This is a genomic window from Thalassospira xiamenensis M-5 = DSM 17429, assembly GCF_000300235.2.
GTDB classification, from domain to species: domain Bacteria; phylum Pseudomonadota; class Alphaproteobacteria; order Rhodospirillales; family Thalassospiraceae; genus Thalassospira; species Thalassospira xiamenensis.
In genome coordinates this window covers 736,956-755,530 of the sequence record NZ_CP004388.1, presented here as the reverse complement: position 1 = coordinate 755,530, position 18,575 = coordinate 736,956, and the positions used below count along the sequence as shown (strand labels likewise).

Sequence of the window (18,575 nt, the reverse complement as noted above, 5' to 3'; positions counted from 1 at the left end):
CTTTCGCGGTTAGTTGATCGGTTTGACCACAAGCGAGGACACCGCACCACGGGCGAAGAAGGCCGGTTTGTACATATCTTCGATATAAGGTGCCGGAAGGATATAGGTCCCCGGCGTCACCGCACGAACAACGTAAGACAGGCGGAAATCGGCTTTCTCGTAACGCCCGTAACCGCCACTGCCAATATTGATCGAGGCGACGAACCGGTCATCGCGTTCGGCGCGGAAATCGGTCCAGGAGACGTCATCGGGGCCAAGAGAAAGCTTGCCATCCAGTTCAGGGAAATGCGCGTTGCTTTCAATTTCAAACCCGGCAGGCAGCAAATCCACCACCAAGGCACGGTGCGACAGTTTGGCCGTACTTTTCCCCGACAGAACCACAATCAACCGGTCACCGGTTTTGACATTTTCCAAAGAGGCCGGTTTGCCATCAAGATCAAAATATTGGCGCTTGATCGACAGGTTATGGGCCTCTGGTGCCAGTGGGCTGGCCGGAATGCCGGTAACGGACCAGCGGGCAAAAACCGTGTGATCCCCGATATTTTCCACCTTGTATCCCGGTGTCACAAGTTCGGGCAGTAATGTCAGGCGATAGCTTCGCGCCGGTTCCATGTCTCGTCCGTTCAGACGCAGGGAAACCAGCTGGCTGGCATCTTTGGTAATGCTGGTCGCCGCCTGCAACAGCCAGCCTTTTTCCTGGGTACTTGTATAGCGTTCCTGATCGGATTGTTCGGTGACAGCCCGCAAAAGGGCCAGGCGTTCCGTTTCGCTGGCAAAGATTTCCTTTGGCAGGGTCAGGATTGCCGACAGATCGCGCAAGGACGAGCCGAAGCTGTGATAATAGCGCCCGGTCGAGCCAAGATTTTGAAGGATGTCATCCATTGAAACCGGATCGGCGTCCGCGCCAACTGTCACCAGGGCGGCATTCACCTGAGCGCGCGACAGCGACCCGATGCCGGTATTGAGCAGTTTTTCCGCTTCGTATTTCAGGTTCGACACGGAATACCGATCATTGCGCGCCAGCACCAGCACCATATAGGCGCGTGCTTCGGGCGGGTATTGTTCATAGCGCACAACGTCCTGCATCCAATCCAGCGCATCATCAAAACGGTCATCCAGCACGGTATATCCGCGCGCACGCGCGGCCGTCAGGAAATCGGTGGCGTACGCAGTCAGCCACGGTTCGGGATCATTATGGCGATCCCAGAAACCGAAACTGCCATCGCCGCGCTGCTTGGCAAGAATGCGCACGATGCCGTCACGGATTTTGTCGTCCAGACCGGCCGCATCGAAACGGACGTCATTCCAGCGTGACTGGGCATCCCCAAACGACAGCAACGGGAACGCCCGGCTGGTGGTTTGCTCCAGACAACCATAGGGATAGCGATCAAGTGCCGTGATCAGGTCCTGAACCCTGATTTCGGGAACCGAGGACAGGGTCAGGTTCATATTGACCGTTTCAGGCAAATACTGACCGAGGATGTCAGCATCGAAATCAAGGACATCACCCGCGGTCAATTCCGCCTGTGCGGTGTGGTTTTCCCAAGGCTGGGCTGGGCGGACTTCCATATCCCACTGGCGCTGCTGGCGGTAGCCATCCGGCCCGGAAACATCAAGTGTCAGCGTCCCGACACCGATCTTTCGCGCGGTAATGTCAAATGCAGTTTCAATTTGCTGGCCCTGCGCCAAAACACCGTTCCAGTCGGGCTGGGCGATGGAAAATTCATCACTGGCCGACAAGCGGGCGTGATAATCGCCAGCCGGACCGCTTAGATTTTGCAGACGCAGAGCCACATTGGAGACATCCCCCGGTGCCTGAAAACGGGCGGGTAAAAGTTCGGCGACAATCGGGGCACGTACCAGCATATTTGCCGCCCCACCACCGGTGGCGGTTTTGCTATAGGCCACGGCAAAGAAACGCAGTTTGCCGTTAAAATCAGGCAGATCAAACTGTGCGGTCGCCACACCGTTTTCATCGGGTTTCAAGGTATCACTGGCCAGTGCCACCGATTTGAATACGCGGGCACGCAATGACCCCAGATTCCCAGAATCCGTTTCATCCCCCCCGGACCGGATCGTTCCGGCATCCCCGGATTGCGGGGCGATCAGATGACCATAAAGATCATAATAGCCAAGTTGCAGATATTGTTGTGCCAGCAGATCAAGATCAGGGCGCGGTGTCTTGAAACCGGTAAGACGCAGGATGCCTTCATCAACGGCAAAGACATTGACGCGCAGGTCTTCATCACCAACCACCTCGCCCGAAACCGTGACCGGCACCGAAAGATGACTGGATGGCAGGACTTCGTCGGGCAGGTCAAAATCGACTTTCAATCTGTGGCTTTCACTGTCAAACGAAATCCATTTGGCCCCGACGGCACGGAACGGACCGTGCTGATCGGTATCAAGACCCGCACGATAGGCCGTAGCAAGAACATAGGCGCCGCTGCCCCATTCCGCGCGGACAGGGATACTGAATTCCGTGCCATCCGCCGAAAGATCAAATTCCTGACGCCAGAGAATGTTTTTGTGGGCAACCGTTACCTGAAGTCTGCCTTCGAACGGTGCTTTGACAAAGCCATTGATCGTATCACCCGGTTTGACGTCGTCGGCCTCAACCGTCAGGGCAAGCTGATCGGGGCGGTCGGGGGATTGCCCGTTCGACCACCAGCCGACATGGAAGGTATGATCGGCCGCACTGCCGGTCTGGGTATCGCGAATGACCGCGCGATAATATCCCCAGTCATCAAATCCGCGATCGAACGAAACAACGCCATCCGGGCCGGTCGTGACGATTTCCCGATCAACGGGAATGTCATATTTTTCGTAACTCGATTGCCAGCGACCATCCTGATAGAACCAGTTGTAATCGCGTTCCTCGCGGACCCATTCGATCTGCAATTCATGATTGGCGATTGGATCACCCGTGGCATTCAGCGCGATTGCATCAAATGTCGCGGCTTGCCCATAAGACAGGGTATCGCCATCAAAGCGGGCTCTTACACCAACAAAGGTGTCGCTATTGCGCAGCGGCAGATTGACGGTCGCCCGGCTGGGACGGCCATCGATATCGGCAACCTCGATGTTTAGCCGGACGCGCAGCGGCGAGGAAACATCAACCTCGTCAAAGGCCGGAACCTTCAGTTCGGCGTAACCACTGTCATCGCTTTTTACAGGGTCGAAAGCATTGCGGATTTGCGCCGTTTCCGATGCCAAGCCAAAATAATAATCGCCATAGGTCTCAAACGGTTTGTGATCAACCTGAAGCAAGGCATCCCCGCTGACCCGAAGGCCACTTCCCGGGGCCCCAAACAGATAATCGGTTTGAACATCAACCGGCATGGATGCACCAAAGGCCATATAGGGGGCCGATACATGCGCGCTGACTTCAAGACGTTCGGGAACGAATTCCTCGACCTGAATTTCAAGATTGCCGATGGCATCGGCCTTTGGATCGCTATAGGCAGCAATCCGCCATTTCCCGGTCGCGGCAGCGCCTGAAATGGGGATATCGACACGCCCGCCGCCCAAATCATCCGGGGACTGAACGGTTTTGAAAACTTCCTTGCCATCGGGTTGGTACAAAACAATGGTCAGGGGGATTTGGGCGCGCGCATTGGCCTTGTCGTCACGCAGCAAATAACCAAGCTTCACCGTCTCGCCCGGTCGATAGATACCACGTTCCGAGTACAGATAGGTTTGCAGCGGTTTGGGCGGCGCCTTGCCCGCGACACCATGGTCCGACAGCTCCAGTGCTGGCTGGGTCAGCGAAATAAACGAAAAATCACCGTCTCTGGTTTCTGCGGTCAGATAAACCGCCTGTTTGCCGCCGGTGCCGTTTAACAATGCCCCCGAAAGGTCCGCCCAGCCATCCGCCCTGGTGACGGCTTCACCGAGTATTTCATTATTGCGGGCGACAAGCCGCACCGTCGCCCGACCGACCGGTTCAGCCGATTTAAGCGACCGGACCTGAAGCGACAGACCATTTTCGCCGCTATAGGCCGAAAGACCAAGATCGGTGACCACCAACCATTGAGTCGGCTGATTGGCCCAGCTTTCATCCTGATCCGGATCGCTTGCGACCAGAACATAGAGCCCCGGCTTGAAGTCCGAAACCATATCGCGCAGGGGAATCTGGGTGACGACGTCCTGATCCGGACGATTGCGAATATCAAGCGTTCCAGACCAGATTTCCGCCCCGATATCATTGCCGATCTGGCGCATGTCCCAATTATCAAGTTCACGCGCCAGAAGATTGCGGGTCAGCGTCGTAACGATGTTTCGTTCCACCACGCGATAGAATTTAAGCGCCACACGATCATGATTGACCGTTGTAACCGGCAAGACCGGTGTATCACTTTTTGGCAGGATATAGCTGTTTGTACCCAGTGAAATCGTGGCACGGCGCGTCCCGACCTTCACATCGTGGCTGATATCCTCTGACAGGGCAAAATCGTGGGGGCCTCTGAGGCCCTTGCGCAGGGTAACATTGGTGGTTTGCGAATGCGGAAGGCCAAACAGACACAGCGCGCCGTTGGAAATGCGCGCCGAATAGTCCCGTTTTGGCGACAATTCGATATAGGCACGCAATTCAAGATCCTGATCGGCACGCAATTCGTGATCAAACACAAAGCAGGTTTCGCTCACCGCTTTGTCCGATGCCACCGACACATTCTGAAGAACAATATCCCCGCGCAGCATTCCGGCAAGAACCGCAATCCGGGCATCATATTGCCCCGCAAGGCAGTCATGGATTTTTGCGGTTTCCGATGCGTCAAAACTGCAGGCGCGGTTGCGTTCCCAAAGCCAGCCCACCTGATCGCTTTCGATGCTGTTTTGCTGATCCGGGTCTGACATGGACATTACCGACTGGTAACGTCGCGCCATTTCAAGGTCACGTTTTGCCAGGTCTTCGTTCTGGCAGATCGCATGTTCAACAAGCGTTGATGCGCGTTCGCACGGGAAACTTGCGGCATAGATCACGGGCGTCTGTGACGGCCCCTTTTCCTGAGCAAGAGCCGTTAAAGCCGGCAAGGTAACCATCAAGAAAAAAAGGCCTGTCAGCCATTTCACGCAACGCATCCGAACCTCTGTATTTTTATTTTATTGGCAGAATTCTGATTTTTATCCTTCTGCACAATAAAGGTTTTTTGTGGTCCGTCGTCCAGCATAAACATCACACAAAAAAACAGGTGGTTTACGGGAAACCACCTCAGACCGCTGACAAACCCCGTCATATTTTGGCGGGGTTTTTCTTTTAGAGGTGTTTGAAAGCTGGCTTGAGTGTGCCGAGGGGATTATCCCTCAGCGATTGGCCCCTTGGGGCCCAAAGCCAGGGCTATTTTCTTGATGTTTTGGGCGGCGGCGGCCAGCAGACATTGGCATTTGACATTGATCAGTCCCCGGAACCTTGCATATCGATTACCGTGAAGCTGTTTGGCATCTGCAAAAGAGCGTTCGACCGTCTCTTTTCGGCGCTTGTAAACCCGCTTGCCCCACTCTGTCAGACGATAGGCGTCAGCCCGGTCTCTGGCGTCTTGCCAGACATGGCGCGTGACAGTTTTTCGGTGGTGGGCATTGGCGGTACAGGAAGCCAGCACAGGACAGGTGCGGCATTTTTCCGGGTCGCTGTGATAATGGCGGTATCCATTTCGGTCGGTTGTCGCATAAGACAGAAGCTGACCTTCGGGGCAGCGATAAGCATCACGTTCAGGGTCATAAACGTATTTGCGTTTGGGGATGTAGCCTTCCCGAAGGTTCGGGCGGCGATAGCCCGTCACGCCAAGGATGTCACGATCTTCAAGGCCTTTGGCAATCGCGGCGGTCGCATAGCCCGCATCCAGTCCGACGGCGATAACATCAAGGTCAAAACGCTGCCTTTGTCGGTCAAGACGGTCGAGATAGGGAATGCTGTCATGCAGATTGGCCGGGGTGGCGTAACTGTCGGTAATGATCCCAAGCTTGCCATCGACCGTGCGGTGATCGAGATAGAAAAAGCCCTTGGGCTTGCCGTCGCGCACCATATATCCGCTGTCGGGATCGGTTCGGCTGATCTTGGTTTCTTTCTCAACCGGCTGGCGTTCCTTGGCTTTGAGCGGCTTTTTCGCATGAGCCGCCCGGTCTTCCTCAATCGCCAGATCCAGATCATCCCAATAGGCCGCGCGCGATTTGGCAACCACTTCGCGGTCCCCATTTGTTCTTGTTGGCATCGGCCTTCAAATGCGTGCTGTCGGTATAGAGAACCTTACCATCCACCAGCCCGTGCCTGATCGCCTGCTCGACGATCTCGTCAAAAATATCCTGCGCAACACTGGCATCATGATATCGACGCCGCCGGTTCTGCGACAGGGTCGAGGCATCAAAGACCTTGTCGGTCAGCTTGAGTTGCAAAAACCAGCGATAGGCGACATTGACCTCAATCTCGCGCACAAGCTGGCGCTCCGAGCGCACGCCAAACAGATAGCCAATGAACAGCGCCTTAAACATCATCACCGGATCAAGGGCGGGACGGCCATTGTTCGCGCAGTACAAATCGGCCACGCGCGCATGGATAAAACTGAAATCGATCACGGCATCGATCTTACGAAGCAAATGATCGCTGGGGACCAAACTGTCGAGTGTCACCATCTCAAGTTCGGTTTGATGTGGGCTGGGTTTCTTAAGCATTCCCCATTGAATCAAAAATCCCCGCCAATGGCGAGGACTTTGTCAGCAGTCTGAGGTGGTTTACGGGAAACCACCTGTTTTCAGAAGACTGGCCGGAAACCGGAATTTAGTCGCCAACCGGGAAGCGCATGGTGACGAATTCTTCCGCCGCCGACGGATGCACCGCGACGGTCTGGTCGAACTGGGCCTTGGTTGCGCCCATGCGGACCGCAATGCCGATACCCTGGATGATTTCGGCGGCGTCCGGGCCGACCATGTGCGCACCAAGAACGACGTCGGTGGTTTTATCGACGATGAGTTTCATCAGCGTTTTTTCATCGCGCCCCGAAAGCGTATGGCGCATTGGTTTGAAGGTCGATTTGTAAATGACGACTTCGCCCCCCTTCGCGCGGGCTTCTTCCTCGCTCAGGCCAACCGTGCCGACCGGTGGCTGGCTGAACACCGCGGTCGGGATGGCGTTATAGGACATCGACCACGGTTTGCCGCCAAATACCGTATCGGCGAACGCCATGCCTTCCTTGATCGCGACCGGGGTCAGTTGGACATGATCGCGAACATCGCCAACCGCATAGATATTTGGCACGCTGGTTTGCAGACCCGCATTGGTGATGATGGCACTATTATCCTTAAGCTCCACCCCGACCTCCTCAAGACCCATACCATGGGTTTTCGGTTTGCGGCCGGTGGCAAACATGATGGCATCGACAACCTGATGTCCGCCGCCGGTCAGAGTCAGGGAAAGCGTCCCGTCGTCATTTTTGCTGATCGCGGTGACATTGGTGTTCAGCTTAAGGTCGATACCTTTTTTGACGATTTCCCGGGCCAGGTGTTCGCGAATATCATGATCAAAACCGCGCAAAATCTGATCGCCGCGATAGAATTGCGTCACCTGCGCGCCAAGGCCTGCGAAAATCCCGGCAAATTCAACCGCGATATAGCCGCCGCCGACAACGGCGATACGTTCGGGCAGATCGTCAAGGTGGAAGGCCTCGTTGGAGGAAATCGCGTGCTCGACACCGGGAATATCGGGCAGTGATGGCGTGCCACCCACCGCAATCAGGATACGATCCGCCGTTACGGTTTTATCGCCAACCGCAATGGTGTGTGCATCCTTAAGCACCGCGCGGCTTTCGAACAGTTCGATATTCGATCCCGCCAGAAGCTTTTTATAGATGCCATTCAGGCGATCAATTTCCGCATCCTTGTTGGCAATCAGCTTTTTCCAGCTAAAGCTGGGTTCGCGCGGAAGGGTCCAGCCATAGGCTGCCGCGTCTTCGAAATCCTCGGCAAAATGTGCGCCGTAAACCAGAAGCTTTTTGGGCACACAGCCACGAATGACACAGGTACCGCCAACGCGGCTTTCCTCGGCAATCGCGACCTTTGCCCCATAGCCAGATGCAACGCGTGCGGCCCGCACCCCGCCCGATCCGGCACCGATGACAAACAGGTCATAATCATAATCCGACATGCGGAAATCCTTATTTCTCGATCATTGTGATCATTGCGTGATATGGGGCCAAATGTAGGGCGGAAATCACAAGAGTCGAGGCAAAAGCCGCGCCTTTGCGATGAATTTCGTGTTATCGCGCTGAAAACCGCCCCTGTGATGCCGGTTGACCAGCCGAAGATAGCATTTGGTAATTTTCTCGCTATATGCTGAAAAGAGCCGGTGATTTGATGAACGGCCCCACAACACAGGAACAACGCCCATGAGTGACCGGATGACAGGTCAGGACGCATCGTTTGACAATGCCCCGCAATATGCAGATACGCGCGGCGGCAATACGGCTGTCGTCTGTTACGGCCTGATGATCGCGACCCTGTTTACCGCCTTTGCCACCGGTCTGATCGCGCTGATCGTTGCCTATGTCGCGCGCGAGGATGATGATCACTGGACCAACAGCCATTACACATTCGTCATCCGCACATTCTGGATCAGCATCCTTTATGCGATCATTCTGGGCTTTTTCACGCTGGTGATCGGCTGGGTGCCGCTTCTGGGCTGGGCGATTGTCGGGCTGATGGCGCTTTATACCACCGCGTGGTTCATCGGGCGCAACGTGATCGGTCTTTTGCGCGCCCTTAACGGCAGCCCGATTGATAATCCGAAAAGCTGGTTCTTCGGATAAGATCACACTGATTTGGCGCAATCGGTTTTGTCCGATTGCGCCCGACTCCCCACCCCGTTAAAGTCGGGTTTGCGGACGCACACACGACACGGACAGGGAGTCGCATCGCCATGGGTTCGATGCAACCGGCCAAAATGCGCTGGGAAAATCTGCTTTCACCACACCGGCTTGATTTTCGGGATGGCAAGATCCGCCTGCCCGATGGCGATCCGCATCCAAGCCCGGATGGCAGAAGCCCGTTCCAGATCGATGTTGACCGGATCATTTTTTCATCCTCGTTCCGCCGTCTTCAGAACAAGACACAGGTTCATCCGCTGTCGGAAAATGACCATGTGCATACCCGCCTGACCCACACGATCGAGGTCGGATCGGTCGGGCAGTCGCTTGGCCTTATGGCGGGCGGGCATATCGTCAAGCACCTACCAAAAGACAGCCCGATCACCATCGCCGATATCGGTTACATGGTGCAGGCCGCCTGCCTGGCCCATGATATCGGCAACCCGCCATTCGGCCATTCGGGCGAAGATGCGATCAATGAATGGTTCACCACCTCGCGCCTTGCCAAGGAAGAACTGACCGGGCGGCTGACCGGGCCGGAGCTTGAAGATCTGCGGCATTTCGAAGGGAATGCGCAAGGCTTGCGCATCATCAGCCAGCTTGAAATGAAGCGGTTTGACGGCGGGCTTAACCTGACTTACGGCACGCTTGGCAGCTTTATCAAATATCCGCGCAGCACGTCGGTGCCCGATGCGCGCCGAAAGGAATATACCGGGCTTAAGAAACCCGGATATTATCAGGCAGAACGCGACATTGCCCATGCGATTGCCAATGTTTGCGGGTTATCGCCGCTTGACGGGTTTGACGGCGCGTGGCGACGCCACCCGCTGGTCTATCTGGTCGAGGCGGCCGATGACATCTGTTATTCGGTGGTCGATCTTGAAGATGGCTGGGAACTTAATTGTGTGAGTTTCGAGCAGGTCGAACGCGCCCTTGCCCCGATTGCCCGCCACCCGGAAAAATATCCGGGTGATGCCGAAAAACGCTGGGCCGATTTGCGGGCCGAGCCGTGGTATGCCGAGAAATCCGAAGATGACCGGATCGGCTTTTTGCGCGGCAAGGCGATTGGCAATCTGGTGAAGGCGGCGGTCGATGCCTTTATCGCGTATGAGGATGCGTTGCTGGCGGGCACGCTGGAAGGTGATCTGCTGGCCAATACGGCGCTTGGCAAGGATGCCAAAAACTGCAAGATGCTGGCGGTTGAACGGATTTATAACGCGCCGCATGTCCTGCCGATTGAAATGGCCGGGTTCGAGGTGATCAATGGCCTGCTTGACAGCTTTGTCCGGGCGGCAATCGACATCGAGGAACATAAAACCCACGGCAAACGCCTGCCGCCGCAGGCCGACCGGATCGACAAGCTTCTGTCGGGCAAGCTTTCGGAAGCCGATGGGCTTTATGCCCGGATCATGCGGGTGATGGATTATATTTCCGGCATGACGGACCGCTATGCGGTCACGCTGTTTCGCAAGCTTCAGGGCATTACGATTTAACGCAAAAGCCCGGCAGGTTCGCCCACATAAGACATTGATAAATATACCATTCTTTCCGTGCCGAGCTTTGATTGGGAACTTTTTCCGGTTTTTTTTTGAAAAAGTTCTTGATTTGTTCTTTTCGTTGTGGCATAAAGATAAAGTCAACAGGACAAATGGGTCCGGAGACAAAACCCGCAAAGCGTGATTCGCTTTTGCGGGTTTTTTGCGTTTCGGGCGGCAAAAACAGGAATGGGATGATGACGGGACAGCGATCTGATTGTCTGAAAGGACGCTGGCGGTATCGCCAACGGGCCGTCACTGGCGCATGGAAAAGCCATTACGGCGGTGGTGCGTCCGGGCCGTAAGGCCGCGGGAAATTTGCGAAAAACTGTGATTTATCATGACGGGAGAAATGTGCCCTTGGGGCAAGGGCGTTTGTTTGGGGCAGCGATAGCCGGGACGAAGTTGGTTCGGTCCAGTTCAGTCCAGTCCGGTCGTTGAAGCGTGACAATGCCGAGAATCAGCGGGCCCGAATTGCGCCCGGATTGGATCGGCACGGGATCGTCTGGCCGGGTTGCCGGGTTGCCGGGTTGCCGGGTTGCCGGGGTGGCTGGATTGGCTTGGCGGTTGATCACAATCGTCATTCCGGGCGAAGCGGAGCGCAGACCCGGAATCCATGCCCCATTGAAAGAGACTGGATTCCCGCCGTCGCGGGAATGACGATCAGGTTGGGAGGGCTTTGTCAGCGGTCCGGGGTTGGTTGGCTGGCTGGATTGGTTTGGCGATGGATCAAAGCCGTCATTCCGGGCGAAGCGCAGCGCAGACCCGGAATCCATGCCCCGTTGAAAGAGACTGGATTCCCGCTTTCGCGGGAATGACGATCTGGTTGGGAGGGCTTTGTCAGCGGTCCGGGGTTGGCTGGCGGGACTGGTTTGGCGATGGATCAAAACCGTCATGCCGGGCGAAGCGCAGCGCAGACCCGGAATCCATGCCCCGTTGAAAGAGACTGGATTCCCGCCGTCGCGGGAATGACGATCAGGTCGGGAAGGCTTTGCCCGCAATCTGAAAAGCCCGGCACAAGGACCGGGCTCAGACTGCTGACAAAGTCCTCGCCATTGGCGGGGATTTTTGATTCAATGGGGAATGCTTAAGAAACCCAGCCCACATCAAACCGAACTTGAGATGGTGACACTCGACAGTTTGGTCCCCAGCGATCATTTGCTTCGTAAGATCGATGCCGTGATCGATTTCAGTTTTATCCATGCGCGCGTGGCCGATTTGTACTGCGCGAACAATGGCCGTCCCGCCCTTGATCCGGTGATGATGTTTAAGGCGCTGTTCATTGGCTATCTGTTTGGCGTGCGCTCGGAGCGCCAGCTTGTGCGCGAGATTGAGGTCAATGTCGCCTATCGCTGGTTTTTGCAACTCAAGCTGACCGACAAGGTCTTTGATGCCTCGACCCTGTCGCAGAACCGGCGGCGTCGATATCATGATGCCAGTGTTGCGCAGGATATTTTTGACGAGATCGTCGAGCAGGCGATCAGGCACGGGCTGGTGGATGGTAAGGTTCTCTATACCGACAGCACGCATTTGAAGGCCGATGCCAACAAGAACAAATGGGACCGCGAAGTGGTTGCCAAATCGCGCGCGGCCTATTGGGATGATCTGGATCTGGCGATTGAGGAAGACCGGGCGGCTCATGCGAAAAAGCCGCTCAAAGCCAAGGAACGCCAGCCGGTTGAGAAAGAAACCAAGATCAGCCGAACCGATCCCGACAGCGGATATATGGTGCGCGACGGCAAGCCCAAGGGCTTTTTCTATCTCGATCACCGCACGGTCGATGGCAAGCTTGGGATCATTACCGACAGTTACGCCACCCCGGCCAATCTGCATGACAGCATTCCCTATCTCGACCGTCTTGACCGACAAAGGCAGCGTTTTGACCTTGATGTTATCGCCGTCGGACTGGATGCGGGCTATGCGACCGCCGCGATTGCCAAAGGCCTTGAAGATCGTGACATCCTTGGCGTGACGGGCTATCGCCGCCCGAACCTTCGGGAAGGCTACATCCCCAAACGCAAATACGTTTATGACCCTGAACGTGATGCTTATCGCTGCCCCGAAGGTCAGCTTCTGTCTTATGCGACAACCGACCGAAATGGATATCGCCATTATCAAAGCGAGCCGGAAAAATGCCGCACATGCCCTGTGCTGGCTTCCTGTACCGCCAACGCCCATCACTGAAAAACTGTCACGCGCCATGTCTGGCAAGACGCCAGAGACCGGGCTGACGCCTATCGTCTGACAGAGTGGGGTAAGCGGGTTTACAAGCGCCGAAAAGAGACGGTCGAACGCTCTTTTGCAGATGCCAAACAGCTTCACGGTCATCGATATGCAAGGTTCCGGGGACTGATCAATGTCAAATGCCAATGTCTGCTGGCCGCCGCCGCCCAAAACATCAAGAAAATAGCCCTGGCTTTGGGCCCCAAGGGGCCAATCGCTGAGGGATAATCCCCTCGGCACACTCAAGCCAGCTTTCAAACACCTCTAAAAGAAAAACCCCGCCAAAATATGACGGGGTTTGTCAGCGGTCTGAGCCCGGCACAAGGACCGGGCTTTGGTTTTTCAGATGATGTAGTGGATGCCGCATTCGGTTTTGTCCTGCCCGGCCCAGCGACCGGCACGGACATCGGTCGAATTGGGATCAACCCGATCCGTGCATGGCATGCAGCCAATCGACAGGAACCCTTCGGCCTCCAGCGGATGGTGCGGCAAAGCACGGTTTTCGAAGATATCTTCGATATCAGCCCGGTTATAACCGGCCAGCGGATTGATCTTGATCCGGGTACCGGCGGTTTCGATCACGGGTAATTGCCCGCGTTCGCCACCGTGAAACCGTTTGCGCCCGGTCAGCCACGCGTCATAGCCCTTGAGCGCACGTTGCAGTGGCTCCACCTTGCGCAGATAGCAGCATTTGGCGGTGTCAGAGGCAAACAGCATGCCGTTGGGATCATCCGCCGCCAGAAGCTTTTCATCCGGGCGCATGATCTGGATATTGGTCAGACCAAGCTGATCAACGAGCTGTTCACGATAGCGATGGGTTTCGCCAAACAGCTTGCGGGTATCAAGGAAAATCACCGGCAGGTTGGGATCGACTTCGGAGACAAGGGCAAGCAGAGCCGCGGCCTCTGTCCCAAACGACGAGGTCATGGTGATTTTGCCCTGGAATTCCTCGTGCACCATCGGTTCGATCAGGGATATCCCCTGCAAGTGGCCGTATCGCGACAGCAGATCGGCCGCGCGGACCTCGGCCTCCTCGACCGACATAGAGCCGCCGGTGACAATGTCTTCTTCGCGCATGACGGTCATCACAACCATCCCCGACGGTCGATATAATCGTCCGTCATTTTCAGGAGTTGCTTCATGTCCGCCCCATCGGCCTTCCATTTTTCACGTTGGCCGGAAAGCTCGCGCAGGCGCTGATCCCATTTGGGCACCAGCCAGTTTTCAATCGCGCGGCGGATACGGCCAGCCAGACGCGGGCTGTGCCCGTTGGTCGAAACCGTAATCATCAGGTCACCGCGCGTTACCCGCGCTGGCGAGAAAAAATCACAGTATTCCTTGACGTCTTCGACATTGGCGATGGTGCCGACGGCCTTGGCGATGGCGGCCAGTTCGGCGGCCTTTTCGTGCGGCAAATCGACAATAAACAGGATTGCGGCCGCGTTGACATCGGCCGAATTCGGGAGATAGCGGTGCAACCGGTCGCCGGCCTGGTCCACCAGTTCGGCAATCGGGTCTTCGGCATAAACGGTGACGTATCTCGCCCCATCACCGTCAAGCTGGCGCAAACGGTTCAGGGTTGCCTGCCCGTTGCCCACCAGCGCGACCGAAAGCCGCGCAAGGTCCAGATTGATGGGAAACATCGTCGATCCTCAAAAGAAAGTTTCTGTTGGTTGATTAAGACTATGATTGTGTATATCGGACAATTCAATACATTTTTTATGTGTTTTATATTTATAGAACACTATTTATTGTGCAAATATGTTTCGTGATCCGGCCCCGATGACGGCCGTAAAAGCATTACGGTGAAGCTTTTCCTGCACTTTTTGAAATTTCATCCTATATTGGGCGCGAAATTAAGCGCTTCGCATGACAAAGAGATCCCGCCGATGTCCCCGATTGAGCATACCAGCAGCGTTTCATCCGCCCTGCCCCATACCGACGCCATAGCCCCCACCCCGCACAGGAATGTTGCGATGTGGCTGTTTTTTGTGGCGGCCATGGTGTTCATCATGGTGGTGATTGGCGGCCTGACGCGATTGACCGAGTCCGGGCTTTCCATCGTGGAATGGCGGCCCTTTACCGGGATCATCCCGCCGATGAACGAGGCGGACTGGATGGCGCTTTATCAACAATACAGCCAGTATCCGGAATTCCAGAAGATCAATGCCTGGATGTCGGTCGAGGATTTCAAATCGATCTTCTGGCTGGAATTCATTCACCGGCTTTGGGGCCGGTTGATTGGCGTTGTGTTCTTTGTGCCCTTCGTCTGGTTTCTTGCCAAAAAATCCATTGATGGCGCGACCAAATGGAAGCTTTGGGGCCTGTTCATCCTTGGCGGCTTGCAGGGGGCAATGGGCTGGTACATGGTCATGAGCGGCCTTGTCGACCGCCCAGATGTCAGCCAGTACCGCCTGACCGCGCATTTCGGTCTGGCGCTGGTGATTTTCATCGCGTTGATGTGGGTCGGATTTAATCAATATGCACCACGCGGCATTTCAACCCCCGCCTCGAAACGCGGCTGGCAGCTTCTGGCGCTGATCGTGTTTACCGCCCTTTCGGGGGGCTTTGTTGCCGGGATCAATGCCGGGCATACCTATAACACCTTCCCGCTGATGGACGGGCAACTGATCCCCTACGGGCTGTTTGTCTATAGCCCGACATGGCTGGCGCCGTTTGAGGACCATATGACGGTGCAGTGGGATCACCGGTGGCTGGCGAAACTGACCTTTGTCATGGTGATCCTGTTCTGGTGGCGGGCCGGGAAATGGAACCTGACAGCGCAGCAACGCTTTGCCACGCATCTGGTGCTGGCGGCGGTTTGCTTGCAGGTGACATTAGGGATTTCAACACTGCTGTCAGTCGTCTGGTTGCCGCTGGGTGTGGCGCATCAGGCGGGGGCTGTGGTGCTTGTGGGGGCGATGACCTATGCGGTTTACAGGTTGTCGGGAGAGCGGAGTGCTGGCGGGAGTTGATGTCAGAACTCCCACGCCTCCAAAATCTGCTATTTGAAAAGTAAATCTGTCCCCTTGTTCCCCGATTGCGCTACTTATCCCTTGGCTTTTACTTTTGCCTCCGCCTCAGCGCGGGTTTGGTTCAGATTGAAAAGGCGTGCCAAGATTTCATCTTCAGTCAAGCGACCCGCACGCCAATCATTACCCCATCCGTAAGCTTCTGCTACCGCCTCATCCAGCACCTTATGGGCGTGATCAAGCCATGCCGGCCGGGCATTATAGAGATTGTTTAAAGTGCGCTCGGTGAGCTGCTTGGCAGCGATTTCATCCTTGGGCAAAATACGATCTGGATAGCCCGGCACAACCTCTGGGACATATTTCACCAGATCAGCAGGATTCAGCCAGCTTTCCCTCAACTCATTCAGCTGAGCGGCGGCAGCGGCGATTTGAATGGCGCGAGGATCCGAATCGTAGTCGGCGGCAGGAATATTAGGGGTCAGGCCTTCTGGAAAGGGGAAGGTTTCAAATCCTAAAGACGGGGTATACTGCGGATCATTGCCAACACCATGCCAGCCTCCCAACGCTAGCGACCAGATTTCATGAAACTGGGAGTGCAAAACTCCAAAAGTTACTTCGTCATCGCGAGCAATGGTCACGACGCGACTATCTGGCACGATATTGGAGTTCGCCCAGACGAACAAACGATGCTTTGAAACACGTGGGCTAAATATTGCCCGAGAAAGCCCCTCTGTAGCAGCCTTTAAATCCGCTCCAGACCTCCCCAATCGCCACCACTTTTCGCGTCTCTGCTTATCTTTATTTTTGTCTCGTAAAGGTTTCACGATCGCTTTTACGTATTCGAATGGTTTTTCAAAGAAAGCTGCATCTACTTCTGACATTTCTGAGAAATTAATGATCCATCGACCGCTATCGCGTTTAGTTATATCTGCCCCATTCAGGAGTGGAAAGATGACTTCACTGTTCCCTCTTCCATTTGGATTCCTCGGCGCCGCTAACCATTCCCTTGCTAAGTTACCAGGAATATCAAATGGCCCTACTTTTACAGGCCCTTGGAATGCAACGCCTTTGTTGATTCTAAGTTTTGCTGCTCTTGTAATATCCACGCCGCCACGCGCTGCTGATAAGTCGGAGTAAATTTCAGCAACTTCAATGCCATTTAAGCGAGCAGGCTTTTTATTATCACTTTTTTTGCAATCAAAACACACAAGGGACACTCGTACATCCGCACCATCTACCGTCCACTCTTCGTCAGCCCAAGCCTCGAAAATTAGTCCCGCATCGGCAATCGGTTTGAGAACCTCTCGATTAGTTCCGCTCCGTATTGAGTTTGTTGAAACCAAGCCTGCACGTACCAAATCATTGGTCAACATCTGCGACCAAACCTTTACAAACCAGTATGATACAAGGTCGACCCCACCGGGGGTTTCATTGTAAGCCTTGCGTAAGTTTACTGTATAGCCCTCTCCGAGTTCCTTGATCATCTTCTTATTACCCAAGAAGGGCGGGTTCCCAATCACTACGTCGGCCTTAGGCCACGCAGCCCGAGTATTGTCAGTATTTAACAAAGCATCTCGATGCTCAATCGTGTCCAGTGTACGCAAGATCGGGTTCTTTGACGCCTCAAATCCGTTTCGACGCATCCACTGGATTTCGCCAATCCAGACTGAAACACGCGCTAGTTCAGTAGCATAACCGGATAGCTCAATCCCCAAGACACATTCTGGGCCAAGCTGCGGAAAACCGCGAGGCAAGCCTAGAGCCTCCGCTTCTAAGTTCACCCGGTGTTCGATATTCTTCAGTTCCAACAGTGCTATGTAAAGAAAGTTCCCGGAACCGCAGGCCGGGTCGAGGACCCGAAACGCTTTGAGTCGCTCAAGAAATTGCACGTGCAATTTTTCAGCTTTACCAAGCGCGCGGGTACGTGTCGCAAGCTCCTTGCCACGGAGCAATTTTTCTTTTGTAGCTTTTGGAGCTTTATCTATCAGGTTTTCAATCTGAGCCTTTACTTCTGCCCATTCAGCCAAAAGCGGCTCGACAATCACCGGCATAACGATCTGCATAATTTTGTCGCGGTCAGTGTAGTGCGCTCCAAGCTGACTTCGCTTCTCTGGATCCAACCCACGCTCAAACAATGTGCCAAGAATAGAAGGATCAATATCAGACCAATCTAATTTCGCTGCCATAACCAATTCAACTAGGTCATCGCGCCCCAAAGGCAAGACGTCATCGTTGTCAAATAGCCCACCGTTGAACCAGTCAACCTTTTCAAAGCCGACAAGTCCGCCGGCCCTCATTGCCCCGAACAGGGATTTAGCATGAATGGCAAAGGTATCCGGTTCAGGAAGGGCGGCTTTGATCATTCGTTCAAACATCTTGTTTGGAAGAAGATCCACATCTTCTGCAAACATACAAAACACAAGTCGGTTGATGAAATGCGCAACCTCTTTGGGCTCTTGACCACGGCTGCGAAGTCGCTGTGCCAAATTGGCAAACCTCTGAGCTGCTTCTTCTGTGACTAATTGCCGGGTCTTAGTTGGCTTCAGTTTATCCGGATTGACGAAAGCGTTTCTCAACAGGTCCCGGTTGGCTGCATCAGTAAGGTCTTTAAGCTGGATCTTATGTACATTCTGAACAGTATTAGTCCAGTTTGTGTGCAGCCGAATTACGTCCATATCAGACACGATCAATAGCGGTGGGTTTTCTAGCGCGATAGAATATTGCAATAACTGATCAAACGCCTTGTCCAGGTTAGCGCGCTTGCCCTTGTATTCCCATGCAAAGCTATCCTTGCGCCAAACGTCGGCCCAACCTTCGCCCCCTCCGGTTTTAGATGCACCTTTTTCAAAGGTAAACCATTCACCTTTAGGATCAGCCGTGATCGGATCGTCGATCCCCAAAAGTTTACAAAGATCATTAAAATGAGATTGGGATGCTGTCCGCTCTTTGAGCTCAACATTGTTCCACTTTTTGATGAACTCAGCTGGCGTCAT

The 18,575-nt window shown here is 54.7% G+C and carries 9 protein-coding genes and 1 pseudogene; 4 read left to right on the top strand and 6 right to left on the bottom strand.

Annotated elements, in window-relative coordinates; all coding sequences use genetic code 11:
* Nucleotides 1–9 precede the first annotated feature (9 nt).
* From TH3_RS22215 to gor, 3 genes are all read right to left on the bottom strand, one after another.
* Nucleotides 10–5,043, bottom strand: coding sequence for an MG2 domain-containing protein (locus tag TH3_RS22215; protein WP_167710546.1), 5,034 nt, complete (start codon nucleotides 5,041–5,043; stop codon nucleotides 10–12).
* Between the two features lie 254 nt (nucleotides 5,044–5,297).
* Nucleotides 5,298–6,666, bottom strand: a protein-coding gene (locus tag TH3_RS03400) for an IS1182 family transposase (RefSeq protein WP_040059708.1) whose coding sequence is annotated in 2 segments (ribosomal slippage) — nucleotides 5,298–6,188 and nucleotides 6,190–6,666 — 1,368 coding nt in all. Because the reading frame shifts where the segments join, the coding sequence is not laid out codon by codon here.
* 106 nt (nucleotides 6,667–6,772) lie between these two features.
* Nucleotides 6,773–8,134, bottom strand: coding sequence for a glutathione-disulfide reductase (gene gor / locus TH3_RS03395; protein ID WP_007092552.1), 1,362 nt, complete (start codon nucleotides 8,132–8,134; stop codon nucleotides 6,773–6,775).
* A 241-nt stretch (nucleotides 8,135–8,375) separates the two neighbouring features.
* Between gor and TH3_RS03390 the strand changes: the two genes are divergently transcribed.
* The 3 genes and pseudogenes from TH3_RS03390 to TH3_RS03370 all read left to right on the top strand — a co-directional run bounded on the left by TH3_RS03390 (nucleotide 8,376) and on the right by TH3_RS03370 (nucleotide 12,838).
* Nucleotides 8,376–8,795: a DUF4870 family protein gene (locus TH3_RS03390; RefSeq protein ID WP_007092551.1), complete on the top strand. Its 420-nt coding sequence runs from the start codon at nucleotides 8,376–8,378 to the stop codon at nucleotides 8,793–8,795.
* Between the two features lie 110 nt (nucleotides 8,796–8,905).
* Entirely contained in the window at nucleotides 8,906–10,345 is a 1,440-nt protein-coding gene (locus TH3_RS03385; RefSeq protein WP_007092550.1) for a deoxyguanosinetriphosphate triphosphohydrolase, read from the top strand.
* A 1,125-nt stretch (nucleotides 10,346–11,470) separates the two neighbouring features.
* Nucleotides 11,471–12,838 (top strand): annotated as a pseudogene (locus tag TH3_RS03370) (IS1182 family transposase).
* 114 nt (nucleotides 12,839–12,952) lie between these two features.
* Here the strand turns inward: TH3_RS03370 and TH3_RS03365 are convergent.
* Both TH3_RS03365 and TH3_RS03360 read right to left on the bottom strand, forming a co-directional pair.
* A complete protein-coding gene (locus TH3_RS03365; RefSeq protein ID WP_139328108.1) occupies nucleotides 12,953–13,696 on the bottom strand; it encodes a phosphoadenylyl-sulfate reductase in 744 nt (247 codons plus the stop codon).
* On the bottom strand, nucleotides 13,696–14,253 hold the full coding sequence (locus TH3_RS03360; protein ID WP_007091173.1) for a precorrin-2 dehydrogenase/sirohydrochlorin ferrochelatase family protein: 558 nt from the start codon (nucleotides 14,251–14,253) through the stop codon (nucleotides 13,696–13,698). The genes TH3_RS03365 and TH3_RS03360 overlap by 1 nt, the downstream gene beginning before the upstream one ends.
* 246 nt (nucleotides 14,254–14,499) lie before the next feature.
* On the opposite strand from TH3_RS03360, the gene TH3_RS03355 reads away from it, so the two are divergent.
* The gene (locus TH3_RS03355) at nucleotides 14,500–15,585 is read left to right on the top strand and encodes a COX15/CtaA family protein (RefSeq protein WP_139328109.1); all 1,086 of its coding nucleotides are present in this window, start codon (nucleotides 14,500–14,502) and stop codon (nucleotides 15,583–15,585) included.
* A gap of 74 nt (nucleotides 15,586–15,659) precedes the next feature.
* Here TH3_RS03355 and TH3_RS03350 read toward each other — a convergent pair whose 3' ends face one another.
* Nucleotides 15,660–18,575 carry a class I SAM-dependent DNA methyltransferase gene (locus tag TH3_RS03350; RefSeq protein ID WP_007091175.1) on the bottom strand — a complete coding sequence of 972 codons (2,916 nt, stop codon included), beginning with the start codon at nucleotides 18,573–18,575 and terminating at the stop codon, nucleotides 15,660–15,662.

What these genes read in the sequence shown, in the direction of transcription:
- TH3_RS03390 (WP_007092551.1), top strand. Translation starts at nt 8,376, where the DNA reads ATGAGTGACCGGATGACAGGTCAGGACGCATCGTTTGACAATGCCCCG.
- TH3_RS22215 (WP_167710546.1), bottom strand. Translation starts at nt 5,043, where the DNA reads ATGGTTACCTTGCCGGCTTTAACGGCTCTTGCTCAGGAAAAGGGGCCG.
- TH3_RS03385 (WP_007092550.1), top strand. Translation starts at nt 8,906, where the DNA reads ATGGGTTCGATGCAACCGGCCAAAATGCGCTGGGAAAATCTGCTTTCA.
- TH3_RS03350 (WP_007091175.1), bottom strand. Translation starts at nt 18,575, where the DNA reads ATGACGCCAGCTGAGTTCATCAAAAAGTGGAACAATGTTGAGCTCAAA.
- TH3_RS03360 (WP_007091173.1), bottom strand. Translation starts at nt 14,253, where the DNA reads ATGTTTCCCATCAATCTGGACCTTGCGCGGCTTTCGGTCGCGCTGGTG.
- TH3_RS03365 (WP_139328108.1), bottom strand. Translation starts at nt 13,696, where the DNA reads ATGACCGTCATGCGCGAAGAAGACATTGTCACCGGCGGCTCTATGTCG.
- gor (WP_007092552.1), bottom strand. Translation starts at nt 8,134, where the DNA reads ATGTCGGATTATGATTATGACCTGTTTGTCATCGGTGCCGGATCGGGC.
- TH3_RS03355 (WP_139328109.1), top strand. Translation starts at nt 14,500, where the DNA reads ATGTCCCCGATTGAGCATACCAGCAGCGTTTCATCCGCCCTGCCCCAT.